Consider the following 18,799-nt stretch of genomic DNA (forward strand, 5'->3'; position numbering starts at 1 on the left):
CAAAAACCCAAATATTTTAACTATTTTCTGTTTGATGAATTAAACGAGTAAGAAAAATAAAAATATTTAATTAGGGGTTCTTAACTTACTATGCTATACTTAGAACAACCTTTTAAGTTTTAAACTTTTTTCTTCACTTGTACCATGCGCCCTACTCTTATATTGAGTAGGGTTTTCTATATTTTTTTAAACGAGCATCTGAATTTTACTGATATATGATGTATTTAAACGAATGATTCTGCTTGCGAGTTATTTAAAGAAAATTAAAAAACAGACTCTAATTAAAGAATCTGTTTGTATAGATGTTTAGTTATTGTTGCTATTAAGCTTTTTGAACGTTAGCAGCTTGAGCTCCACGAGCACCTTGCTCAACGTCAAAAGTTACTTTTTGACCTTCGTCTAATGATTTGAAACCTTCACTTTGGATAGCAGAGAAGTGTACGAATACGTCGTCTCCATTTTCACGCTCGATAAATCCGAAACCTTTTTCTGCATTAAACCATTTAACTGTACCTTGTTCCATTTTTGTTGCCTCCTAGTGTGTTAAACACACAGTATATTACTATTCTTGCCCAAAGTGATCATCAAGACGAAAAGTCAAACTTATACTATCCTTTACACCGAACAAAAATAATTCTTTTTTATCATAACAGAGTTTGGAAAGGAATGCAAATTATATTATCGATTGGATTCAATTGATAATATGAGGAAGTGATTTGGTGTTTAATTTCACTTCCTTAATTTAATTGATAACTCATTTCGCTCCACTCTTGATTAGTCTCCAATGTCGAATTTTTCTGCACGATTTAATATAGCTTTAAAGGACAGTTTCGTATAATTATCCATATTGAGGATTTAATTACTTGATAGCCTTGCTAACTTTCAGCTTCTTTCCTTTGATTGTTGTATTTTCCATGGCTTGTAAGACTAGAGAGCCCTTTCCATTAAGAATATCAACATATGACAAATTATCCTGGATTGTTATAATGCCAATATCATCTGCTGTTACTCCAGGAATTTTTGCAATCGTTCCAACAAAATCTACAGCTCGGATCTTCTTGTTTTTCCCTCCATTAAAATGCAGTTTTAGAATATCTTTATTTATTCGAGCAGTTTTATTATTTTTAACGACTCGGCGGCCGCTTACTTTTTCTTCAAAAGCGGCTCTTTCTCTAGCAACTTCCTCATTTGTAGGAGCTTCTATTGTAGGTATTTCAAAACCAATGTATTTTTCAATTGCTTTAAGGAATTTTCCTTCATAAGGTGTCGCAAACGTAATCGCTTTTCCTTTATTGCCTGCGCGACCAGTTCTTCCTGTTCGGTGGACATAGCTCTCTTTTTCCATGGGGACATCATAATTGATGACAAGTGTCACCTTATCAATATCAATGCCTCTCGCGGCTACATCAGTGGCTACAAGATAACGAAAATTCCCCATTTTGAAACCATCCATAACCGCAAACCGTACTTCTTGTTCTAACCCTCCATGAAGTCTTTCACAAGAATAATTCGATGCTTCCAATTCGGTAAATACTGTATCTACATGTTCCTTGGTTCTGCAAAAAATAATACAGCTATCTGGATTCTCAACGACTGTAACGTCTTTAAGAAGTGAAATTTTTTCTTCTTCTTTAACTTCGAGTAAAAGATGTTCAATTGTATCCGTTGTTATCCCAGTGGCAGCAATTTCAATATTAATAGGACTTTTCATATATTTATGGCAAAGACTTTCAACATCTCTAGGTAACGTGGCGGAAAACACCATTGTTGCTCTATTTAAAGGAATTTCATTTATAATTGCTTCTACTTCGTCGATAAAACCCATATTAAGCATTTCATCAGCTTCATCTATTATAAGATACTTTACTTGATCTAAAACTAGAGTTCCTCTTTCAATATGGTCGATAACACGCCCAGGTGTCCCGACAACTACATGATTTTTTTGTTTCAATTCTTCTTTTTGTTTCGCAAAAGGTTCTTTTCCATAAACGGCCATGGCTTTAATTCGTTTAAATCTTCCAATGTTCGTTATATCTTCTCGAACTTGGACAGCAAGCTCCCTAGTTGGTGTAAGAATAATTGCCTGTGGCTTTTTTTCTTCCCATTCAATCATTTCGCAAATAGGTATACCGAAGGATGCAGTCTTGCCACTGCCTGTTTGAGATTTTACTACAAGATCTTTTTTTTCCATTGCTAATGGTATTACGTTACTCTGAACCTCTGTGGGAATTTCGTATTTTAACACAGCAAGTGCTCTTTTTATTTCATCGCTTAAATTATAATCCTCAAAATTTCTTTTCCTCATGTATTAACCTCATTTTTTTGTATTATCCGACTTATATATAGAATTCTCTCAAAGAAATATTATATGTAAACTCCGAATATAGTTCATTATACTTGAAATACCAAACAAATCGGCTTTTATTTTTATTACATCAAATTTCCGGATTAAATAATCTTTTTTACTAAACGTAGTATTGGATTTGATTTTGGATTAATTGTTCATACTAATTATAAAATATCTGTTACAGAAGGAGATTATATGCCAAATCAAAAAAATACTCGCCATAATACAGTTCCATATAAAAATCAAGTTAATCGATTAAATAAAGAAGATGATACGTATGGCATACTTAAACAAGCAATAGAAGTGGATACAGATGTCAATGAAGACCCAAATCGGGAAAAATTATTAGATGAATCAGTCGATGCTTTTTTAGAATGGAAAGCAAAACAGTAATATAAGCGCAGGAAGTATCGTTTCTCATATTTCACAATAGATTAAAAATTCCGTTTCTATTTCTATTTAAATTATTCTGATTCTTCGTTTAAGTAAAAACCTCCACAATCTCTACTGAACATATCCAATTTACCAAAAATGTTGTTCATTTCGGATATAAATAAAGACTGAACCCCCCCCAATATGGTTTCAGTCTTTCGCTTTAGTTCCTGATTAAAAAATCCTCTTCAGAATTCCCAATAAAAAAAAGGCGATGAAGCGGCCTTGTCATGACGACGTACAGTAATTTAATGTCCAATTCGCTTTCGATTGTATAGGATTCGTTCAGAGAAATTGCAAAAACGCCATCGAATTCAAGTCCTTTTGCTAGATACGATGGCAAAATAACTAGTTGATCCTTTGGTATGAATGCTTGTTCTTCGAGTAAGCAAACTGATTCGTCTATTTCACTCAACACTTTGTAGGCTTCACAGCAATCTTCCATCGTTTTAGCAATGACAGAAAATGTACGTAGTCCTTCTTGTTTCATAGTTTGAACTCGATCAAGCAACTCCTTTCCCCAGGATTGATTCACTTTTTTAATAAAAATAGGTTTCTCACCGTGACGAACGACTGGCTCTACTTGAGGAAAGTTATAAGGTAATAGTTCCAATAGTTTATTGGCTTCATTCATGATTTCAACTGTCGTTCGATAACTTTTCTTAAGCTCAGTATAGGTAGCACGCGGAAAAATACTGTGATGAACTTCCTCCCACTCTTCTAATCCGCGATACGAGTAAATCCCTTGCGCCAGATCGCCGACTAGTGTGAACATATCCGTGTCAGATGACGTTTTTAACGCTTGCAGCTGCATGAAGCTGTAATCTTGTGCTTCATCGATGACAATATTCTTGGCCCGCTTCTCTTTATCGACTCCGAACAGATGCGAATAGAGGTATAGTAGAGCACCTAAGTCCTCCAGCTCATATTGATTTTCTCTGAAAAATTTCATTTGATATCGGCAAAGTCGTTCCGCTTCCTTAATGGAGAGTGTCCCATCACTATATGTAACCAGCATCTCTGAATCGGTAAAAAGCTCCTGATAGTATTCAAGAATATGTTTTCGTTCAAATGGTTTAAAATAAGCTTTAACAGATGTGCGAATCGCTTTCTTGATTTCTTCCGTTCGTTCCGCTTTTTTATCCAAGAATTTCGTGACGTACTCTCGTCGAAGATTCGGTTTAATATTTCTAGTTAAGGCCTTTTGAATCTTCGTATCATAAAAACTAGTCACTCGGTCGAGCATAGTTTTTTTCTTCGATTTTACTTGACTTTGCAAAATCTGTTTTAACTTATCAACTCGTGTATAAATCGGTAAATACCAATATTCTTCCCCCAACAACTTCTTGAACTTTTTAGCCGAATAAAGTCGGTATTTGTCACAGTAGAAATCTTCCTTTGGAAAGAATCGAGTGATGATTTCTTTCACATATTGGTCGAGGATTTCTTTAAATTGGGAAGATCCCTTAATCCCTGAAACCCAGATTGACTCTGCTGTCTCATCATCTTTCTTTTCAAGCAAATCAATAAGTTTCTTATCAGGAATGATGTTCAACTCACATTCAATCGCACTCTGTACATATTCCGTAAAGGTAAATTGTTTCGCTTCTTCTACCCCTAACTCCGGCAGCGCCTCTGATATGTAATCTATAAACAGTCGACTTGGCGCCAAAATCATCAGCTGTCTTGGATCAAATAAATCTTTATAATAATAGATGAAATAAGAAATTCTATGGAGAGCAATCGTCGTCTTTCCGCTCCCCGCCGCTCCCTGGACAATAATCGGTTTATTCAAGTCGGCCCGGATGATTTTATTTTGCTCTTCCTGAATCGTGGAAACAATTTCAGTCAAACGATTACTAGAGCTCTTCGCTAACGAATCTTGCAACAGCTCATCCGTTGTTGTCAAATCAATGTCACGGATTTCATCTAAATTTCCATCCTCAATCATTAACTGTCGTTTCAGCGTAATATCACCTGAGAATTTTTCCCCTTCTGCTTCGTATGTTACCGACCCGATTCTACCCTCGTAATACAGGTTGGCAATCGGCGAACGCCAGTCAACAATAATTTGCTCCTGATTTTCACGCTGATACAAGGAAGTTTTACCAAAGTAAAGAATTTCCTTTATTCCGTTTTCATCCCGAGTGAAATCCACTCTAGCAAAATACGGCTTGCTTTGTGCTTTTTTAAGGCTTTCCAGCTCCGCTTGCGACATGTCGAAGAAATTGGCCGTCGTCAGTAATTCGGCATATCTCCCTGACTCCTTCCAGTCTTCATCTCCAAACGTTTCCTGCATAATTTTCTTAAATTGATCCTTGCTCGTCTCAGCGGTCTTAATGACCACATCCATATAACGCTTTGTAAATTCTAATCTTTCTTGCTCACTTTTCCTGTCCGGGTGCTGTTTCGATGTCATTTCGTTCTCCTCTCCTTCTTCGAAATAAGGTTCTTGACAATCGTCTACAGCGGTGAAATGGACATTAATATTATCAAAAATATCTTCTTATTACAATGAAAAACACCTCTCATTAGAATGGGCTTTTACGTTCTATTTTTTCTTCTCCATCCTCTGTTTACACACGTGACTACACCTTACTGCTTATTTATTTTATATTTAAAAGTGACCTAATTTCTTTGGGTTATGACACTGCTACTCACAATTTCAGATGTTTATTTTTTGGGAAATAAAAATACCCCTTTGGATCATCCAATCTAAAGGGATGAAAACAGTGCAACTTTTTCATAAACAGTTAAATTTTATTTTAAACCAACATTAACATATTTGTTAACGATTAATACTAATAAAGCGTTTTAAAATTTATTCAACAAAAGGGCAGAATAACTAGTTACATATAAAAAGCTGATGGGCAAATAACACTCATCAGCTTTTTTCATGATGCTTATTCTTCTCGAATGACTAATAGTACACCTATAAAGATTAATAGAGTACCTATCCAAAAAGACAAGCCAATTTGTTCACCTAGTAATAGCCATCCTAAAAAAGTACCGACTATAGGTTGGAAAAAGAAAAATAATCCGCCACTCGAAGCGTTAAGCATTTGCAGCCCGCGATTCCACAGTAAAAAGCCGCATGCCGTCGAAATAACTCCTAAGTATAAAAGACCGGCCCAAATAGATGGATGCATCATAGCTTGAAAATCCAGTTCAGTTAATCGATTAATTGTAAAAGGCGTTAGTAAGGCAATTGCTACAAGAATAGCATAGCTCGTTACGACAATTTGTGAATATTGCTCCGGTACACGTTTAATAAGAACAGACATAAGTGACCATGTTAGTGCTGCAATAAGCAGTGACACACCGCCAAGTTGATGAGATGAATCAATATTGGTATTTCCAACAATCATACAGACACCGATTGTTGCTAGAATAATAGAAATTGCTTTTTTAAACGTGATTTTTTCTTTTAAAATAATACGGGCAAATAACACCATAAATGCAGGTGTCGTTGAAGTAATAATGGCACCCATTTGCGCGGTAGAAAGCATCGTACCGACTTCTTGGGTTACGATAGAAACTGTATTCCCAATAAGCCCAATCATGAACAGTAATAGCCAGTCTCGTTTTCCAATACGCCACGATTGTTTTGTTACAACCCCAATAATGAGCAATGCAAAAATCGCAATAACATAGCGAAACCATACTAATTCAAGTGGCGGTACAACATCTACCACAACCTTTACTACAACATACATCCCGCCCCAAATACTAGCAGCGAGTGATAAATATAAAGAACCTAATAAAGTATTTTTCATTTTGTACCCTCCGTTTTCTCTAGACAATTCTTGTCCTTAACGGAGATGTAGTCATTCTACCGTTAAGGGAGAATAACTACAGGTACATCATTTTCAAATAGCGATAACCACATCATCCGCTTTCAGCTCACCTTCAAAACGTTTACTTTATCATATAATAATTTTGTTGAATTCGATATAAAACGGTTCAATTATTCGACCACTCGTACGATTCAAAAATTTGATAGACTATATTTACAGATTTTGCAAAAAGAAAGCTTTAGCCATGGGAGTGGTCAGAATTGTCATTTTTGTTCATCACATTCAGTTTCAATGACTTGTAATCCAGCCTGTTCGTCATTTTCAACCACATGTTTGAGGATTGACAACTTATTATTCCAAAACTGTTCGAAAAATGAAAGCCACTGTTTTAATTCTTCTAAGGATTCTGGTTGCAGTCGATAAAGTTTTTCTCTACCGACCTTTCGACCACTAACTAATTTTGCTTCCGAAAGAATATGAAGATGTTTTGCAACGGCTGTACGACTCATAGGAAAATAAGATGTTATATTTGAAATAGATAACTCTTTTTGAGTGAGTAATTTTAGTACTTCTCTACGAGTTGGGTCGGCAATAGCTTGAAATACATCGTATTTTTCTGCTGATGAAGACATTTAGCCCTCAACAACCTTTTTAAGTCTTTCATTCACAATTCCTACCCAACCTTGATTCATTCTGTCACGAATAACAGCACTTTCCTCATTGGCTTTCGGAAGAATCGTATCAGAATGTTTCCATCCAGTATGAATCAGAGTAAACTCCGTCTTATCACCCATCTCTTTTAAAATAAACGATACAATCCAACCATCTGTATCCCATGAAAAAGAAAGTCGATAAGGTGCGTCAATTTCTAATACTTTGCATGGAGATGGCCCAAAAGGTGACTGCACATGAAATTCATGCCCTACTTTCAACTCAAAATCATTTGGCATAAACCATGATGCAATACCTTCCGAAGTAGATACTGTATCCCATACTTTTTGAATAGATGCTTCAAAAATAACCGTTTGCTTAATATCTGGTACTGTCTTTTGATTATTTGTTTCCATAATCATTCTCCTTATTTAATTTAAAATACAACACCATATGGTTTTGTATTTTTTTATAATATAACACCCAATGGTTTCGTGTCAAAGAAATGTTTATCTTCAAAAAACGGAGGCTCCTTTAAAAAACCCACCAGGAAACTACAATAAAGCGGAAAAGGTTGTTGTAAAAAATTAAAAATTATCACCGGCAAACAAATGACTCCCGCTAGGATTGCTGGAGTCATTCTACTGAAATACATTTGTGTAGATCTGCTTGCTTTTTATGGCTATGTTAAACGATATTGTTGGTACTACGATTGTTAGCTCATTTTATCCAACAATCGACTAAGTCCTTTCATAAGATACTCCAACAAGCAATTGAATAATAGCTACTATATATCCTGTGCAATCCTTTCCTCCTGTATAATGAATAAGTGCTGGTACATTTTTAACTAATACACTCACTTACACTTATTCATATAGAAAAAGCGATTCTTATTAAAGAATCGCGCCTTCTTGTTAAAGAAATCCTATTATTTATTATGTTCCACATTACGAACACTCGGATCAATTATAACGTTTTCGCTATTATGAAATGAGCTTGGTAAATATATAGTAAATGTTGTACCTTTTCCTATTTGACTAGTTACTTTGATTTTCCCATTTAACTCCTCAATTACACGATAAGCAACCATCATTCCAAGTCCTGTTCCCTTTTGACCTCTTGTAGTAAAGTACGGTTTTCCTAATCTCTCAATTTGTTCACTATCCATTCCGACTCCTGTATCTTCAATAGAAATCTCATACATATCTTTATGAGATTTCACGGATATTCCCAATTGCCCACCATTAGGCATAGCCTCAATAGCATTTTTAAAAATATTTAAAAATGCCTGCTGGATAATTCTTCTATCGCCTATAACCCAAAAAGGAGAGAGGCTCTTTTTAACTTTTATAGAGTTCATATTGGAAATAGGACTAACTAATTCAATTATATAATTCAAAAAATGTTCCATGTTTATTTTTTCTATTTTTTCAGGAGCAGGCTTAGCGAAAGTAAGAAAATCGCGAATAATAAATTCCGACCTTTCTAATTCACCCAATGCAATTCCAATATATTTTTGCTTTTGGAAATCGCTTTCATTCTCCTTCAAAAGCTGCATGAACCCTTTCGCACCAGTTAAACCATTTCTAACCTCATGTGATATGGATGCACTTAAATGACTCAGAATTTCCATCTTTTCAATATCTACTATTTTATTTCGAATTTGGTAATTCATCCTTATTCTTTCGAGAGTCAAAACAAAAAGTATAATACATATAACTTTAATAAGATTTCCTAGTAAAGTTATATGTATTGGCGTATGTGAAACAAATATATTACTATAAATAAAGTAACCCAATGATAAATGGGGAATAATAACACTTGAAGAAATTAGTAATTTATGAGTGATTTCCGATTTTATAAATCTTTTAAAACAAATAAAAGTAAGCAGCGGTATGACACTATAATTCAAAATAGTACCCCAAAAACCAAGGTCTACACCTATAACAAATCGATACAGAACTATAAACACATATAATCCAACACTTACTAAAGGCCCCCCATACAAGCTCGCCACAATAAAAGGAACTATGCGAATATCAACGATAAATCCTTCGTTTACAGAAAATGGAAAGGTCATGCAAAAAAAGATGGATATCAAACCTGCAAGAAACGAATAGATTTTTATTAATTTCCTTGTTAGTTTTTTTGTGTAAATTTCTAGAATGTGTTGTGTGATAAGTAACACAACTAAGAGAAATAAGACATTGATAAGAATCGCATACATTTGTAATGCTCCTAGTATAAAAATTATTAATAATATTTTACCATATATAAATCCCTTATTATTACAATATTTCAAATAAAATACTGGATTTTCATTCGAAACAAGGCTCTGTTAAACTTAAACGTTGATAATTCTATAAAAAATTAGGGAGCTACCATTAAAGAAGCGCCCTATCTTGTTTCACTAACGGACAGGTTGAATAAGGACTATTCAAATATTCGGCTGTATTCTATATAATAGATGTTTAAAACCAAGGAAACCATTTATGAAATACAGACATTTAATAACCATCTAGGTATGTAGCCCATATAATACACAAAGGGGGCAATCATCATGTATTCAACAGGGGAATTTGTGCAAGAAATGTTAGTCCTTTATAGCATTGCTATATTAGGATTTATCGTAAGAAAAACCGGAATCCTCAATGAAAACACTAATGATGTACTAACACAACTAATTCTATATATTACTTTGCCCGCTCTCATTTTATTTTCATTAGATATTCCATTTTCAGTTACTATAATAAAAGAATTCTTGTGGCTTATCTCAATGTCTGTTTATATACTCGGAATATCTATTTTTTTAGCTATGTGGATGAAGAGACGCTCCCGACTTCCCGAGAAACAGAACAGTGTGTACGAAGGTCTGATTATTTTTGGCAACCAAGGATTTATCGGTTATGCTGTATGCTTTATTCTTTTAGGTGAACAAGGAATTGTTTATTTAACAATGTTTAATTTATGTTATTTAATTCTCGTCTGGACGTATGGAATATATCTTTTTAATAAAAGCAAGGAAACACTTAGCTGGAAAAACACTTTTTTAAATCCGGGGTTTCTTTCCACATTAATAGGACTAATCATTTTTTTACTCCCCGTAAGTTGGCCTAATATGGTATCTAAAGGTCTAGAAAGTGTGGGTAAAATGACCATTCCTCTTTCGATGATGATGATAGGAAGTTTACTAGCAAACATAAAATATAACGACTTTTTTTTATTGATGAAAAACAGCTACTTGTGGAAAATGGCATTGACTAAACTTCTCTTCATCCCCTTACTATTACTTCCTTTTGCTGCTGTATATGTACCGTTTCCCTTACTTGTTATTGCCGTTCTAGTTTCAGGAATGCCATCTGCCCCTACAATTTCTCTGTATTCACAAAAATATGGAGCGGACACTCATTTTGCATCATTAGGCGTGTTATTAACTACATTATTATGTATCATCACGATCCCGTTTCTTTATATTATTGTAAATCTAATTAACTCATAAAATATTATGTAAAACACATTTTCGCTAAAAATCAAAAACATCCTCTAACAACGCTAAACAAGAAACAGCTGAAATCGGTACGATTAGTACCAACTTCAGCTGTTTCTTATACCTACTATTCTTGACCAAACATCTCATCAATTGTTCCTGCGTTTGCCATTACTGCTTCCATCAGATTTTCATCGGAAACAATTTTATACTCGCCTTCTTTGTCCTTCTTCAAGTTCAATGTAACCTCACGAGTTGCCATAGAAGCATCTTTAGCAGTCAAGTGTTTAACAAGAGTGGTCTCCATCATTTTATCCATTGCTTTATCAGCCTCTTCCGTATCTTCACTGAACGCCATCCCGAAGGCCATTGGCATGACTTCGCTAATTGTTGAAGTTACTGCAACTGCGAAATCCACAGACGTTACTGCCACTTTAACTTTTGCAGTATCCCCTTCTTTTGACACTTCAACTGGCTTTTCAAATTTGTATGTTTTACTTAATGATTTAAAAAGCTTGTCAACGTCCATTCCCTCAGCTTTTCCTTCATTTAAGTTTTTAAAGTCGAAATCCTCTGTTGCTTTTGTATCGACAAATGTACTTGCTTTTTCAAAATCTCCCTCTTGGATAGACGTCATAAAATCATTAACCGTATCGGTTGGTTTCGGTGACCCGCATCCGCCAGTATGCTAACGAGCAATCCTGCAACCATAATTCCAGATAATAGTTTCTTGCTCAATTTCTTCAAGATATAGTTTCCCTCCTATTGATATATGAATTTATTAATCACTTAAAATTATTGTAACATAATAAATTCCTTCATAGGATTACAGCCATTAACTACCAGGACTTAAGAAACGAAATAAGCTCCTCAACTCCAAAAGAACAGAGCTGTTGGAGTGAGAACATTTAACCGGGGAATTAAAAAAAGCTGCAAATACAACAGTTGAACTTAATCGAAAATGGAGCCGTATTAATGATGAAATGAGTATTGTAAATCTCATGCTCTACACGTGCCTAGAAATCTATTACAATCATACGAATTTGCATTTCTACATAAACATGGATTTTACGGTCTGACATAAATAATGGAATTATAGTCTATCTTCTTGTATTAGAAATATCATGGAGAATGAAAGAGGTGAAAAAATGAAAAGTGAGGAAAAAAAGCCTTATTTAACAACTAAAAATCTTACTCCAGAAAATCAAGAATCACCTATTCATTTTCTTAACAAAGTGATAAAGATTCATTTCCTGTGACAATAATGAACGTTAATTCACTCATACAACAACCACTAAACCTTTCCATATTAAATATTGGTAAATACCAAGTTAAAGGAATTGCTTGGTCTGGACAAGGAATAATCACCGAAGTACAGATAAGTTTTGATAAGGGGGAAACATGGCTGCAAACAACATTAAATCAATTGCCAAATCAGCCTTACTCTTGGTCAAGTTGGTTCTTCGATTGGAAAGAGTTGATAAAAAAGGGGAATATATGATTTACGTAAGGGCTAAAGATTCATCAGGTAACGTACAGCCTTTAACCCCATTTTGTAATCGAAAAGGATATGGTTATAATGCTGTATCAAAAATTGCTGTGAAAGTTGAATAATATTATGAAAATTAATAGTAGCGATGCTTACTCATAAAGCATCGCTACTTAGCGTAAAAGAGGTTTATAAATGAAGCTCTTGAGGTGGTTCCCCTTGATTATTTAAGATACGAACCGTTTCAGGCTGTATTTGCAGAAATACATAGTTCGGATCTTCAGGACCATCGAACCATTTGTTAAAAGATTCATCCCAAAATTGCTTTTTTAGCTGTTCCGAATTATTAATTGTAGACGTTCCAGCAATTTCAACATACGTATCGCTTTGCCCTTTATCTTCGTAACCTAACAGTACAGACACAGCTGGATTTTTTTCTATCTCTTCGATTTTCTCCGTATCAGCTTTCGTTGGTGTAAATAGGGTTAGATCTTCATTATAGAATGTCATATAGCGTGAATGCGGTTTATTATTTTCAACAGATGAAAGGACTCCTGTTCTATGATTAGAGAGAATGTCGACTACTTCTTTTCTTAAATCTTGTTGGCTCATTAATATTCACTCCTTTTGCACAATTATTTATTATCTGTGAAAAATATAATTATTTTAAGAAGGCGAGCGTGTACAAGCTCGCCTTCTTTCTAACAACGGTGTTCAACAAGGTCAATCACTCCTAATACGACATATGCTAAACCAAAAATAGTATTGGCCACCATTTTGTTAGAGCCTCGTTTTTGTTTCAACATATAACCTGCCGCGGATACAGCTGTATCTAGTACAGTTGAAATTAAGCCTTCACGTATTGTAATTTCCCTCCACCCCGAAGTTAGTAGTGCCTATACACCTAGTTTATTTTCACCTGGGTGATATCGAAATATACCGAGTCATATAAAGGCTTACCGCGAATATCATGTGAAGTATGCTAATTTAGCATGGGGAAAAAATTTCTCCATATAAGAATATAAATGACTTTTAATATCTTCCTCTTCTTCTTTTTGATAAATGTACTTTCCTATTCCATATTTCCCCCATTTATATCTTCTGGCTGATTCGTTTAATTCCAATTTAGTCATCGGATAGTTCTTTTCAATTACTTTCTTAGCTGGTTTCGTAAAACGATGCTGAATGAATTCAAATGTTATATCTTTCCTTGCTTCTGCAGGCAATTCTGCATCTAGCCGCTCAAACATATGATAATAGCCATCCTGCCATCCTTCATGAAGATAAATGGGTGCAACAATAAAACCTAGTGGATAACCCGCTCTTGCTACTTTACCTGCTGCCTCAATCCGTTTAGCTAACGGAGAAGTTCCCGGTTCAAAGTTTTTAATCACATAATCAGCGTTGACACTAAATCGAAATCTTGTTTTTCCATTATGCTTAGCATCAAGTAAATGATCGACATGATGAAATTTAGTCACAAATCTTAGCTTTCCATACTCTGATTCTCCAAAGTGTTCTATTGCACGCTTTAACGTATGAGTCAAATGATCAATTCCTACGATATCAGACGTACAGGATGCTTCAAATCTTGTCATTTCAGGTGCACGTTCTGCCATATATTGATCGGCAGCCTCCAAAATTTCATCAACATTTACATACGTACGAATATATGGTTTACTCCCCATTGTAGTTTGTAAATAACAATAATGACAATGTCCCATACAACCTGTTGCAAAAGGAATCGCATATTCAGCAGAAGGCTTAGAAGTATCGAATTTGAGCGTTTTTCTTATTCCAACGACGAGCGTAGACTTAGCAATTCGATATTTTTGAAAATCATTTTCACCAGGTAAATTCCTTACTTGATTATGAGACGTTGTATATCGAATTTCTATATTCATTTTTTCGAACTTTTCTTTAAGCTCTCTTCCTAATGGATACTCCAAAGCGTTTGGCTCAAAGTATACGAGTTGGGGTGTAAACGGTTTATTCATCCTAGAATCCCCTTTTTTAATTCTTCTAAAAAAACTGTTGATAAGCTTGTTCTGCTTCTACTTGGCTTGAATATACAGCTGTTTCATTTGTTAATGGATAATAGGTCTCATACAAAAATAAAGCTAACTCACCTGGGCTCTCAGGATTATTGACAATCGTCGCTTCTTGTATATTAGCTACATCTTGTGTATGCGGATTTCGATAAAATACATATACAATATCTCCTGCCTTGTAAGACTCCACCTAATCACCATCCAATAGGATTTATTATCATTTTTCCTTTAGAAGAAAAAAATATAATTACTTGATTATGGAATTAAAGCGTTTATATCAAGCAATATAAAAGGAAGAATGAAGCGGTATTAATTTAACAAAACCTCAAGACTGAAAAGTGAATATAGATTAATTATTTTTAATTTAGCTCATACTAACTTAGCATTAATGAATTATAGGAGCTGAAAATAAGTATGGAATTTGAAGCTAGAAACTCTACAGAAGCTGCCCTGTATCACTATAAAGCTGGTTTAGGGTTATTTACTGAGAAAATGCCTGAACTCGCTCAACAATTTAATGCTTTTACAGAAGAATGTTTTAAAGAAGGGGTTTTATCGCAGAAAGAAAAACAACTAATTGCCCTTGGTATAAGTCTATATTCTCAAGACGAATATTGTATTATTTATCATATTAAAGGATGTTTAGACCAAGGCTGCTCAGAACAAGAAATCTTTGAAACAGTTGGAGTGACCGCAGCATTTGGCGGCGGGGCAACAATGAGCCAAGCCGTAACGCTCGTCCAAGAATGTGTTCAAGAATTAAATCAGCTTAAGCAATAGAACTGCGCAGTTTGAATAAATTAATTATTTAATATAAGTCTAGAACAATTCCCCTAGATTCTTTATATTGAGTACGAATAAAACATAGCTCAAAAGGTTAAATATATACCCTTTTGAGCTATGTTTGTATAGTTCATACTTTCACAAAGTATTATATTTATTTCAAAATGAAAGAAGATCCATCAATAATTTCAACATCATCCCGTACTTTTACTTCTTCCATTAAGTGAAAAAGCGCTTCATCCTTTTTCTTAGCCTCAATCATACAATCAATTTGCGGGACACTTCCCTTAATCTCTTTTAAAAATCTAAAAAACATATCCACATCAACATAATCTGAATGATGCCGAAATGCTTTTTCGTTTTTCGGGCTCGAAATATGCATTTTAATCGGTAGTGGAGAGTTATCCCATGTGTGTATGACACGATCCCAATTATCTTCCCAATCAGCGTGACGATGATGAGCCAGGTGATGATGATAATCAAATACGAGAGGAATGCCTAATTTTTCACATAAATAAAGTGTGTCCTCTAAAGTAAAAGAAGTATCATCATTTTCAAGCATAATCATTTTTTGAATAGGCTGTGGGACAAGCATCCAATTGTCTACAAAACGTTCTAGTGATTTTTCCGTTTCCTTATAATTGCCTCCAACATGCATGACACAGCGATGCGCCGGGTCAATCCCCATCCCTTTTAATAATAAATAATGCAGCTTTAATGTTTTTATTGAATTTTTTAAAATAGATTTTTTTAAAGAATTAATAAGAACAAAGTGATCTGGATGAAAGTCAATTCTAATTTTATGCTTTTTAGCAAAGTCCCCTACTTCATGCAATATTTCTTTTAGGGGTTTCATATAATCCCAATCAAGAAGTTCTTCATGATTGGCTAACGGAATAAGACGGGAAGTTAAACGATAAAAGTGAATATCAGAAGCTTCATTATGTTTCAGCAGTCTAAGTGTCGTTTGTAAATTTGAAATCGCGATTCGTTCCAATTTACGAATTGCTGCCTCTCGATCCTTAATTTTTTCAAATTGAGCGAAAGTCATTGTTTTCGATGGGGATGCGTTTTTCAGTTCCATGCTCATAGCAACGTAACCAAGACGTACAATTGTCATTTTTTCACCTCTTCAACAGTATGGGATAAATGATGAGTTGGTAGACAGCTAATAACTAAAAATTTCAGATGAGTGAATAGCCTTATCATTTCTTTTTTAAACCCAAGGCCTGATAAAAATTTGTATAAATCAGCATTCCCTCAAAAATACAAAAGGTAATAGACGCATGCTGCTATTTATTTAGGCAATAATAAACTCTTAGAAACAGATGGACAAAAATCAAAGAGGGACTGACATATATGGATATATTAATTGGTGTTATAGGTATCTTACTGACACTAGTGATTGCTTTCTTATTATCAAATGATAAAAAAGGCATTAACTACAAAGCGATTATTACTTTGTTTGTATTACAACTAGTTATAACACTTATTATGTTTAAAACAGTAATTGGATTGAAGGTTGTGGAGACTGTTTCAAATTTCGTCACAACGGTCCTGAATTATGGATATGAAGGTGTAAATTTTGTAACTGGCGGTTTAGTTCCAGAAGGTACATCAGTATTTTTTATCAATGTACTAATGCTCATTATTTTTACATCTACACTATTATCCATTCTAACGTATATCAGAGTTCTTCCTTTAGCTATTAAATATATTGGCGGAGCTTTAGCGAAAATCACTGGCTTATCTAAAGTCGTTTCATTCAATAGTGTAAACTCTATTTTCTTCGGTCAGAGCGAGGCATTATTGGCCATTAAAACGCATTTAGATAAAATGGATAGAAATAAATTATTTATTGTATCTACATCTGCCATGGCTTCAGTTTCAGCTTCAATCATGGGCGCATATATGTCCATGATTCCAGCCCAATATGTTTTAGTAGCCATGCTATTAAATGCATTATCTGGTTTAACTATAGCCAGTATTATTGCCCCAATTGGAAAAGATGAAGATGAAGAAATCCATGTAAAGGATATTTCCCAGGCAGATTCTGTCTTTGGTGCTATTTCTGCAGGTGCTCTTGACGGAGGAAGAGTTGCTCTGATTGTAGCGGCCATGCTAGTAGCATATGTAGGTTTAATGGCTCTAATCAACGCTGCATTTGCTGGCGCACTTGGGATTTCTTTCACTGAAATTCTTGGATACATCTTTGCACCTGTTGCCTTTATTATGGGTGTTCCTTCAAACGAGATTGTAACAGCTGGTTCGATTATGGGAACAAAGTTAGCAACAAATGAGTTTGTTGCCATGCTTCAATTGCAACCTATGATTGAAAAGTTGAATCCTAAAACAGTTGGAATCATCTCTACATTCTTGGTTTCATTCGCTAACTTTAGTTCAATCGGTATCATCAGTGGTTCTATTCAGGCAATCAACAGAGAAAAAGCGAATATTGTTGAAAAGTTTGGTTTAAAAATGCTATTAGCTGCAACACTGGCTTCTATTCTTACAGCAACAGTTGTAGGATTGTTTATTTAATAAACAAGGGTTGTCCTAAAAGTCGATGAAAATCAACTTTTGGGACAACCCTTTAACTTGATAGCTACGACGAATCATAAGTAAAGAGCATAGTGTGACAATCCATGCAAAAATCCAAAATGATTGTTTTTCCTCGACAAGTTAGACAAAGCATTATAATGTTGTTCGACTAAACTGCTAGTTCGTATTATAAGGTCAGCCAGTTATTTCTGGTTGACCATTTTTTATATGGTTTTATCATATCAGTAGCCAGGGTAGAACGTAACTGCCCGTGGGGCTTGACCCCGTTCACCCCTACTTGTATAATCATGTTTCAGGCTGGTTGGGACAATGTTCAGTTGTTGTGACAACTTCAATAAAATAAAAAAACAATAAGGCTCTTAGATAATATATAAAGTTATTGACAACGATTTCTCTGTGAATGATTAATAGCCTACCAAAAATAATTGTTAAACATAACAATTATTTTCCTAACGGGTTAAGATTGTTCAATTAGAACAATCTTACTTATAGACCTAAAAATGTTCCATCTCTTCCAAAGGACCGAAATTAAATGCCCAAGTGGGGTTACTCACTTGGTTTTTTATAGAAAATTTAATCTTTGAAGTGTTAAGAAGGATATCTCACCACTACATGTAACACGGCCTCTTCCTCACCGATATTCTTATAAAGATGTTTGCTCGCAGCTTCAAACTTGATGGAATCAAACTGTTTGAGTTGGTATACCCTCTCCTCTACTTTAAAGCTGATATTTCCCCTCATTACCGTCACAAATTCCATTGCTCCTTTATGATGTGGCTCCGGCGAGTACATGGCTTGCGGTTCAAGAAATGCTCGATATATTTCCATTGTTGGCCCATCTGTATTCCGAAAAACTGTCTCTACTCTCCATGTTTGGTCTGGCCCATAAATCATAAAGCCCTCTCCACATCTCGAAAGATCGACATGATCGTCCATTACTAAAATTCTTGTTAAAGGGATCGATAACCCTTCTGTAATTTTCCATACAACTCCTAATGTGGGATTCGTTTCTCCCCTTTCAATCTTTCCTAACGTAAGCTTGCTAACACCTGTTTTTTCGGCAAGCTCCTCGAGGCTCAATTTTTGTTCGCTTCTAATTTTCCGAAGCAGCCCGCCCATTTGTTGAATTAATTTTCTTGTTTGTTCATCTTCTAATCCCTTCATTCGGTCCTCCATATTTTTTGTATATTTTTATATACA

The 18,799-nt window shown here is 34.8% G+C and carries 20 protein-coding genes and 1 pseudogene; 6 read left to right on the forward strand and 15 right to left on the reverse strand.

Annotation, left to right across the window (positions count from 1 at the left end; translation table 11 throughout):
• Nucleotides 1–322 precede the first annotated feature (322 nt).
• Nucleotides 323–523 carry a cold shock protein CspC gene (cspC, locus tag D1953_RS03825; RefSeq protein ID WP_010331195.1) on the reverse strand — a complete coding sequence of 67 codons (201 nt, stop codon included), beginning with the start codon at nt 521–523 and terminating at the stop codon, nt 323–325.
• Nucleotides 524–859: 336 nt separating this feature from the next.
• Nucleotides 860–2,305 (reverse strand): DEAD/DEAH box helicase, encoded by a 1,446-nt coding sequence (locus D1953_RS03830; protein WP_119115845.1) that lies wholly within the window; start codon nt 2,303–2,305, stop codon nt 860–862.
• A gap of 237 nt (nt 2,306–2,542) precedes the next feature.
• Here D1953_RS03830 and D1953_RS03835 point away from each other — a divergent pair, with 237 nt between their 5' ends.
• Nucleotides 2,543–2,740, forward strand: a complete 198-nt coding sequence (locus D1953_RS03835; RefSeq protein ID WP_119115846.1) for a hypothetical protein — start codon at nt 2,543–2,545, stop codon at nt 2,738–2,740.
• Nucleotides 2,741–2,942: 202 nt separating this feature from the next.
• Here the strand turns inward: D1953_RS03835 and helD are convergent, their stop codons facing one another.
• The 6 genes from helD to D1953_RS03865 all read right to left on the reverse strand — a co-directional run bounded on the left by helD (nt 2,943) and on the right by D1953_RS03865 (nt 9,454).
• Nucleotides 2,943–5,198, reverse strand: a complete 2,256-nt coding sequence (gene helD, locus D1953_RS03840; protein WP_119115847.1) for an RNA polymerase recycling motor HelD — start codon at nt 5,196–5,198, stop codon at nt 2,943–2,945.
• A 484-nt stretch (nt 5,199–5,682) separates the two neighbouring features.
• Nucleotides 5,683–6,555, reverse strand: coding sequence for a DMT family transporter (locus D1953_RS03845; protein ID WP_119115848.1), 873 nt, complete (start codon nt 6,553–6,555; stop codon nt 5,683–5,685).
• A gap of 284 nt (nt 6,556–6,839) precedes the next feature.
• Nucleotides 6,840–7,208 carry an ArsR/SmtB family transcription factor gene (locus tag D1953_RS03850; RefSeq protein WP_119115849.1) on the reverse strand — a complete coding sequence of 123 codons (369 nt, stop codon included), beginning with the start codon at nt 7,206–7,208 and terminating at the stop codon, nt 6,840–6,842.
• Entirely contained in the window at nt 7,209–7,643 is a 435-nt protein-coding gene (locus D1953_RS03855; RefSeq protein ID WP_119115850.1) for an SRPBCC family protein, read from the reverse strand.
• Between the two features lie 324 nt (nt 7,644–7,967).
• Entirely contained in the window at nt 7,968–8,087 is a 120-nt protein-coding gene (locus D1953_RS03860; RefSeq protein ID WP_119115851.1) for a tyrosine-protein phosphatase, read from the reverse strand.
• A 68-nt stretch (nt 8,088–8,155) separates the two neighbouring features.
• Nucleotides 8,156–9,454: an ATP-binding protein gene (locus tag D1953_RS03865; RefSeq protein ID WP_119115852.1), complete on the reverse strand. Its 1,299-nt coding sequence runs from the start codon at nt 9,452–9,454 to the stop codon at nt 8,156–8,158.
• Between the two features lie 333 nt (nt 9,455–9,787).
• Here D1953_RS03865 and D1953_RS03870 point away from each other — a divergent pair, with 333 nt between their 5' ends.
• Nucleotides 9,788–10,726 carry an AEC family transporter gene (locus tag D1953_RS03870; RefSeq protein WP_119115853.1) on the forward strand — a complete coding sequence of 313 codons (939 nt, stop codon included), beginning with the start codon at nt 9,788–9,790 and terminating at the stop codon, nt 10,724–10,726.
• A gap of 115 nt (nt 10,727–10,841) precedes the next feature.
• Here D1953_RS03870 and D1953_RS03875 read toward each other — a convergent pair.
• A pseudogene (locus D1953_RS03875) lies at nt 10,842–11,425 on the reverse strand (DUF4878 domain-containing protein).
• A 553-nt stretch (nt 11,426–11,978) separates the two neighbouring features.
• Here D1953_RS03875 and D1953_RS22140 point away from each other — a divergent pair.
• Together D1953_RS22140 and D1953_RS21135 are read left to right on the forward strand one after the other, a co-directional pair.
• Nucleotides 11,979–12,215, forward strand: a complete 237-nt coding sequence (locus D1953_RS22140; protein WP_425454245.1) for a molybdopterin-binding protein — start codon at nt 11,979–11,981, stop codon at nt 12,213–12,215.
• Nucleotides 12,116–12,328 (forward strand): hypothetical protein, encoded by a 213-nt coding sequence (locus D1953_RS21135; protein WP_182480493.1) that lies wholly within the window; start codon nt 12,116–12,118, stop codon nt 12,326–12,328. Before D1953_RS22140 ends, D1953_RS21135 begins: the two co-directional genes overlap by 100 nt.
• Before the next feature lie 64 nt (nt 12,329–12,392).
• Here the strand turns inward: D1953_RS21135 and D1953_RS03890 are convergent, their stop codons facing one another.
• From D1953_RS03890 to D1953_RS03905, 4 genes are all read right to left on the reverse strand, one after another.
• Nucleotides 12,393–12,815 carry a pyridoxamine 5'-phosphate oxidase family protein gene (locus D1953_RS03890; protein WP_119115855.1) on the reverse strand — a complete coding sequence of 141 codons (423 nt, stop codon included), beginning with the start codon at nt 12,813–12,815 and terminating at the stop codon, nt 12,393–12,395.
• An 89-nt stretch (nt 12,816–12,904) separates the two neighbouring features.
• A complete protein-coding gene (locus D1953_RS03895; protein ID WP_119115856.1) occupies nt 12,905–13,072 on the reverse strand; it encodes an asparagine synthase in 168 nt (55 codons plus the stop codon).
• 99 nt (nt 13,073–13,171) lie between these two features.
• The gene (gene splB, locus D1953_RS03900) at nt 13,172–14,200 is read right to left on the reverse strand and encodes a spore photoproduct lyase (protein WP_119115857.1); all 1,029 of its coding nucleotides are present in this window, start codon (nt 14,198–14,200) and stop codon (nt 13,172–13,174) included.
• A gap of 25 nt (nt 14,201–14,225) precedes the next feature.
• Complete coding sequence (locus D1953_RS03905) at nt 14,226–14,444, reverse strand: transcriptional regulator SplA domain-containing protein (RefSeq protein ID WP_119115858.1); 219 nt, start codon at nt 14,442–14,444, stop codon at nt 14,226–14,228.
• Between the two features lie 224 nt (nt 14,445–14,668).
• Between D1953_RS03905 and D1953_RS03910 the strand changes: the two genes are divergently transcribed.
• The gene (locus D1953_RS03910) at nt 14,669–15,034 is read left to right on the forward strand and encodes a carboxymuconolactone decarboxylase family protein (RefSeq protein ID WP_119115859.1); all 366 of its coding nucleotides are present in this window, start codon (nt 14,669–14,671) and stop codon (nt 15,032–15,034) included.
• A gap of 157 nt (nt 15,035–15,191) precedes the next feature.
• Here D1953_RS03910 and uvsE read toward each other — a convergent pair whose 3' ends face one another.
• Nucleotides 15,192–16,157 carry a UV DNA damage repair endonuclease UvsE gene (gene uvsE, locus D1953_RS03915; protein ID WP_119115860.1) on the reverse strand — a complete coding sequence of 322 codons (966 nt, stop codon included), beginning with the start codon at nt 16,155–16,157 and terminating at the stop codon, nt 15,192–15,194.
• Nucleotides 16,158–16,396: 239 nt separating this feature from the next.
• Between uvsE and D1953_RS03920 the strand changes: the two genes are divergently transcribed.
• Nucleotides 16,397–17,578 carry a NupC/NupG family nucleoside CNT transporter gene (locus tag D1953_RS03920; protein ID WP_119115861.1) on the forward strand — a complete coding sequence of 394 codons (1,182 nt, stop codon included), beginning with the start codon at nt 16,397–16,399 and terminating at the stop codon, nt 17,576–17,578.
• 609 nt (nt 17,579–18,187) lie between these two features.
• Here D1953_RS03920 and D1953_RS03925 read toward each other — a convergent pair.
• Nucleotides 18,188–18,763, reverse strand: coding sequence for a helix-turn-helix domain-containing protein (locus D1953_RS03925; RefSeq protein WP_119115862.1), 576 nt, complete (start codon nt 18,761–18,763; stop codon nt 18,188–18,190).
• Between the last annotated feature and the right edge of the window lie 36 nt (nt 18,764–18,799).

Origin of the sequence: Peribacillus asahii, assembly GCF_003570725.1 — a bacterium.
GTDB classification, from domain to species: Bacteria; Bacillota; Bacilli; order Bacillales; family DSM-1321; genus Peribacillus; species Peribacillus asahii.

What these genes read in the sequence shown, in the direction of transcription:
- cspC (WP_010331195.1), bottom strand. Translation starts at nt 523, where the DNA reads ATGGAACAAGGTACAGTTAAATGGTTTAATGCAGAAAAAGGTTTCGGA.
- D1953_RS03830 (WP_119115845.1), bottom strand. Translation starts at nt 2,305, where the DNA reads ATGAGGAAAAGAAATTTTGAGGATTATAATTTAAGCGATGAAATAAAA.
- D1953_RS03835 (WP_119115846.1), top strand. Translation starts at nt 2,543, where the DNA reads ATGCCAAATCAAAAAAATACTCGCCATAATACAGTTCCATATAAAAAT.
- helD (WP_119115847.1), bottom strand. Translation starts at nt 5,198, where the DNA reads ATGACATCGAAACAGCACCCGGACAGGAAAAGTGAGCAAGAAAGATTA.
- D1953_RS03845 (WP_119115848.1), bottom strand. Translation starts at nt 6,555, where the DNA reads ATGAAAAATACTTTATTAGGTTCTTTATATTTATCACTCGCTGCTAGT.
- D1953_RS03850 (WP_119115849.1), bottom strand. Translation starts at nt 7,208, where the DNA reads ATGTCTTCATCAGCAGAAAAATACGATGTATTTCAAGCTATTGCCGAC.
- D1953_RS03855 (WP_119115850.1), bottom strand. Translation starts at nt 7,643, where the DNA reads ATGGAAACAAATAATCAAAAGACAGTACCAGATATTAAGCAAACGGTT.
- D1953_RS03865 (WP_119115852.1), bottom strand. Translation starts at nt 9,454, where the DNA reads ATGTATGCGATTCTTATCAATGTCTTATTTCTCTTAGTTGTGTTACTT.
- D1953_RS03870 (WP_119115853.1), top strand. Translation starts at nt 9,788, where the DNA reads ATGTATTCAACAGGGGAATTTGTGCAAGAAATGTTAGTCCTTTATAGC.
- D1953_RS22140 (WP_425454245.1), top strand. Translation starts at nt 11,979, where the DNA reads ATGAACGTTAATTCACTCATACAACAACCACTAAACCTTTCCATATTA.
- D1953_RS21135 (WP_182480493.1), top strand. Translation starts at nt 12,116, where the DNA reads ATGGCTGCAAACAACATTAAATCAATTGCCAAATCAGCCTTACTCTTG.
- D1953_RS03890 (WP_119115855.1), bottom strand. Translation starts at nt 12,815, where the DNA reads ATGAGCCAACAAGATTTAAGAAAAGAAGTAGTCGACATTCTCTCTAAT.
- splB (WP_119115857.1), bottom strand. Translation starts at nt 14,200, where the DNA reads ATGAATAAACCGTTTACACCCCAACTCGTATACTTTGAGCCAAACGCT.
- D1953_RS03910 (WP_119115859.1), top strand. Translation starts at nt 14,669, where the DNA reads ATGGAATTTGAAGCTAGAAACTCTACAGAAGCTGCCCTGTATCACTAT.
- uvsE (WP_119115860.1), bottom strand. Translation starts at nt 16,157, where the DNA reads ATGACAATTGTACGTCTTGGTTACGTTGCTATGAGCATGGAACTGAAA.
- D1953_RS03920 (WP_119115861.1), top strand. Translation starts at nt 16,397, where the DNA reads ATGGATATATTAATTGGTGTTATAGGTATCTTACTGACACTAGTGATT.
- D1953_RS03925 (WP_119115862.1), bottom strand. Translation starts at nt 18,763, where the DNA reads ATGAAGGGATTAGAAGATGAACAAACAAGAAAATTAATTCAACAAATG.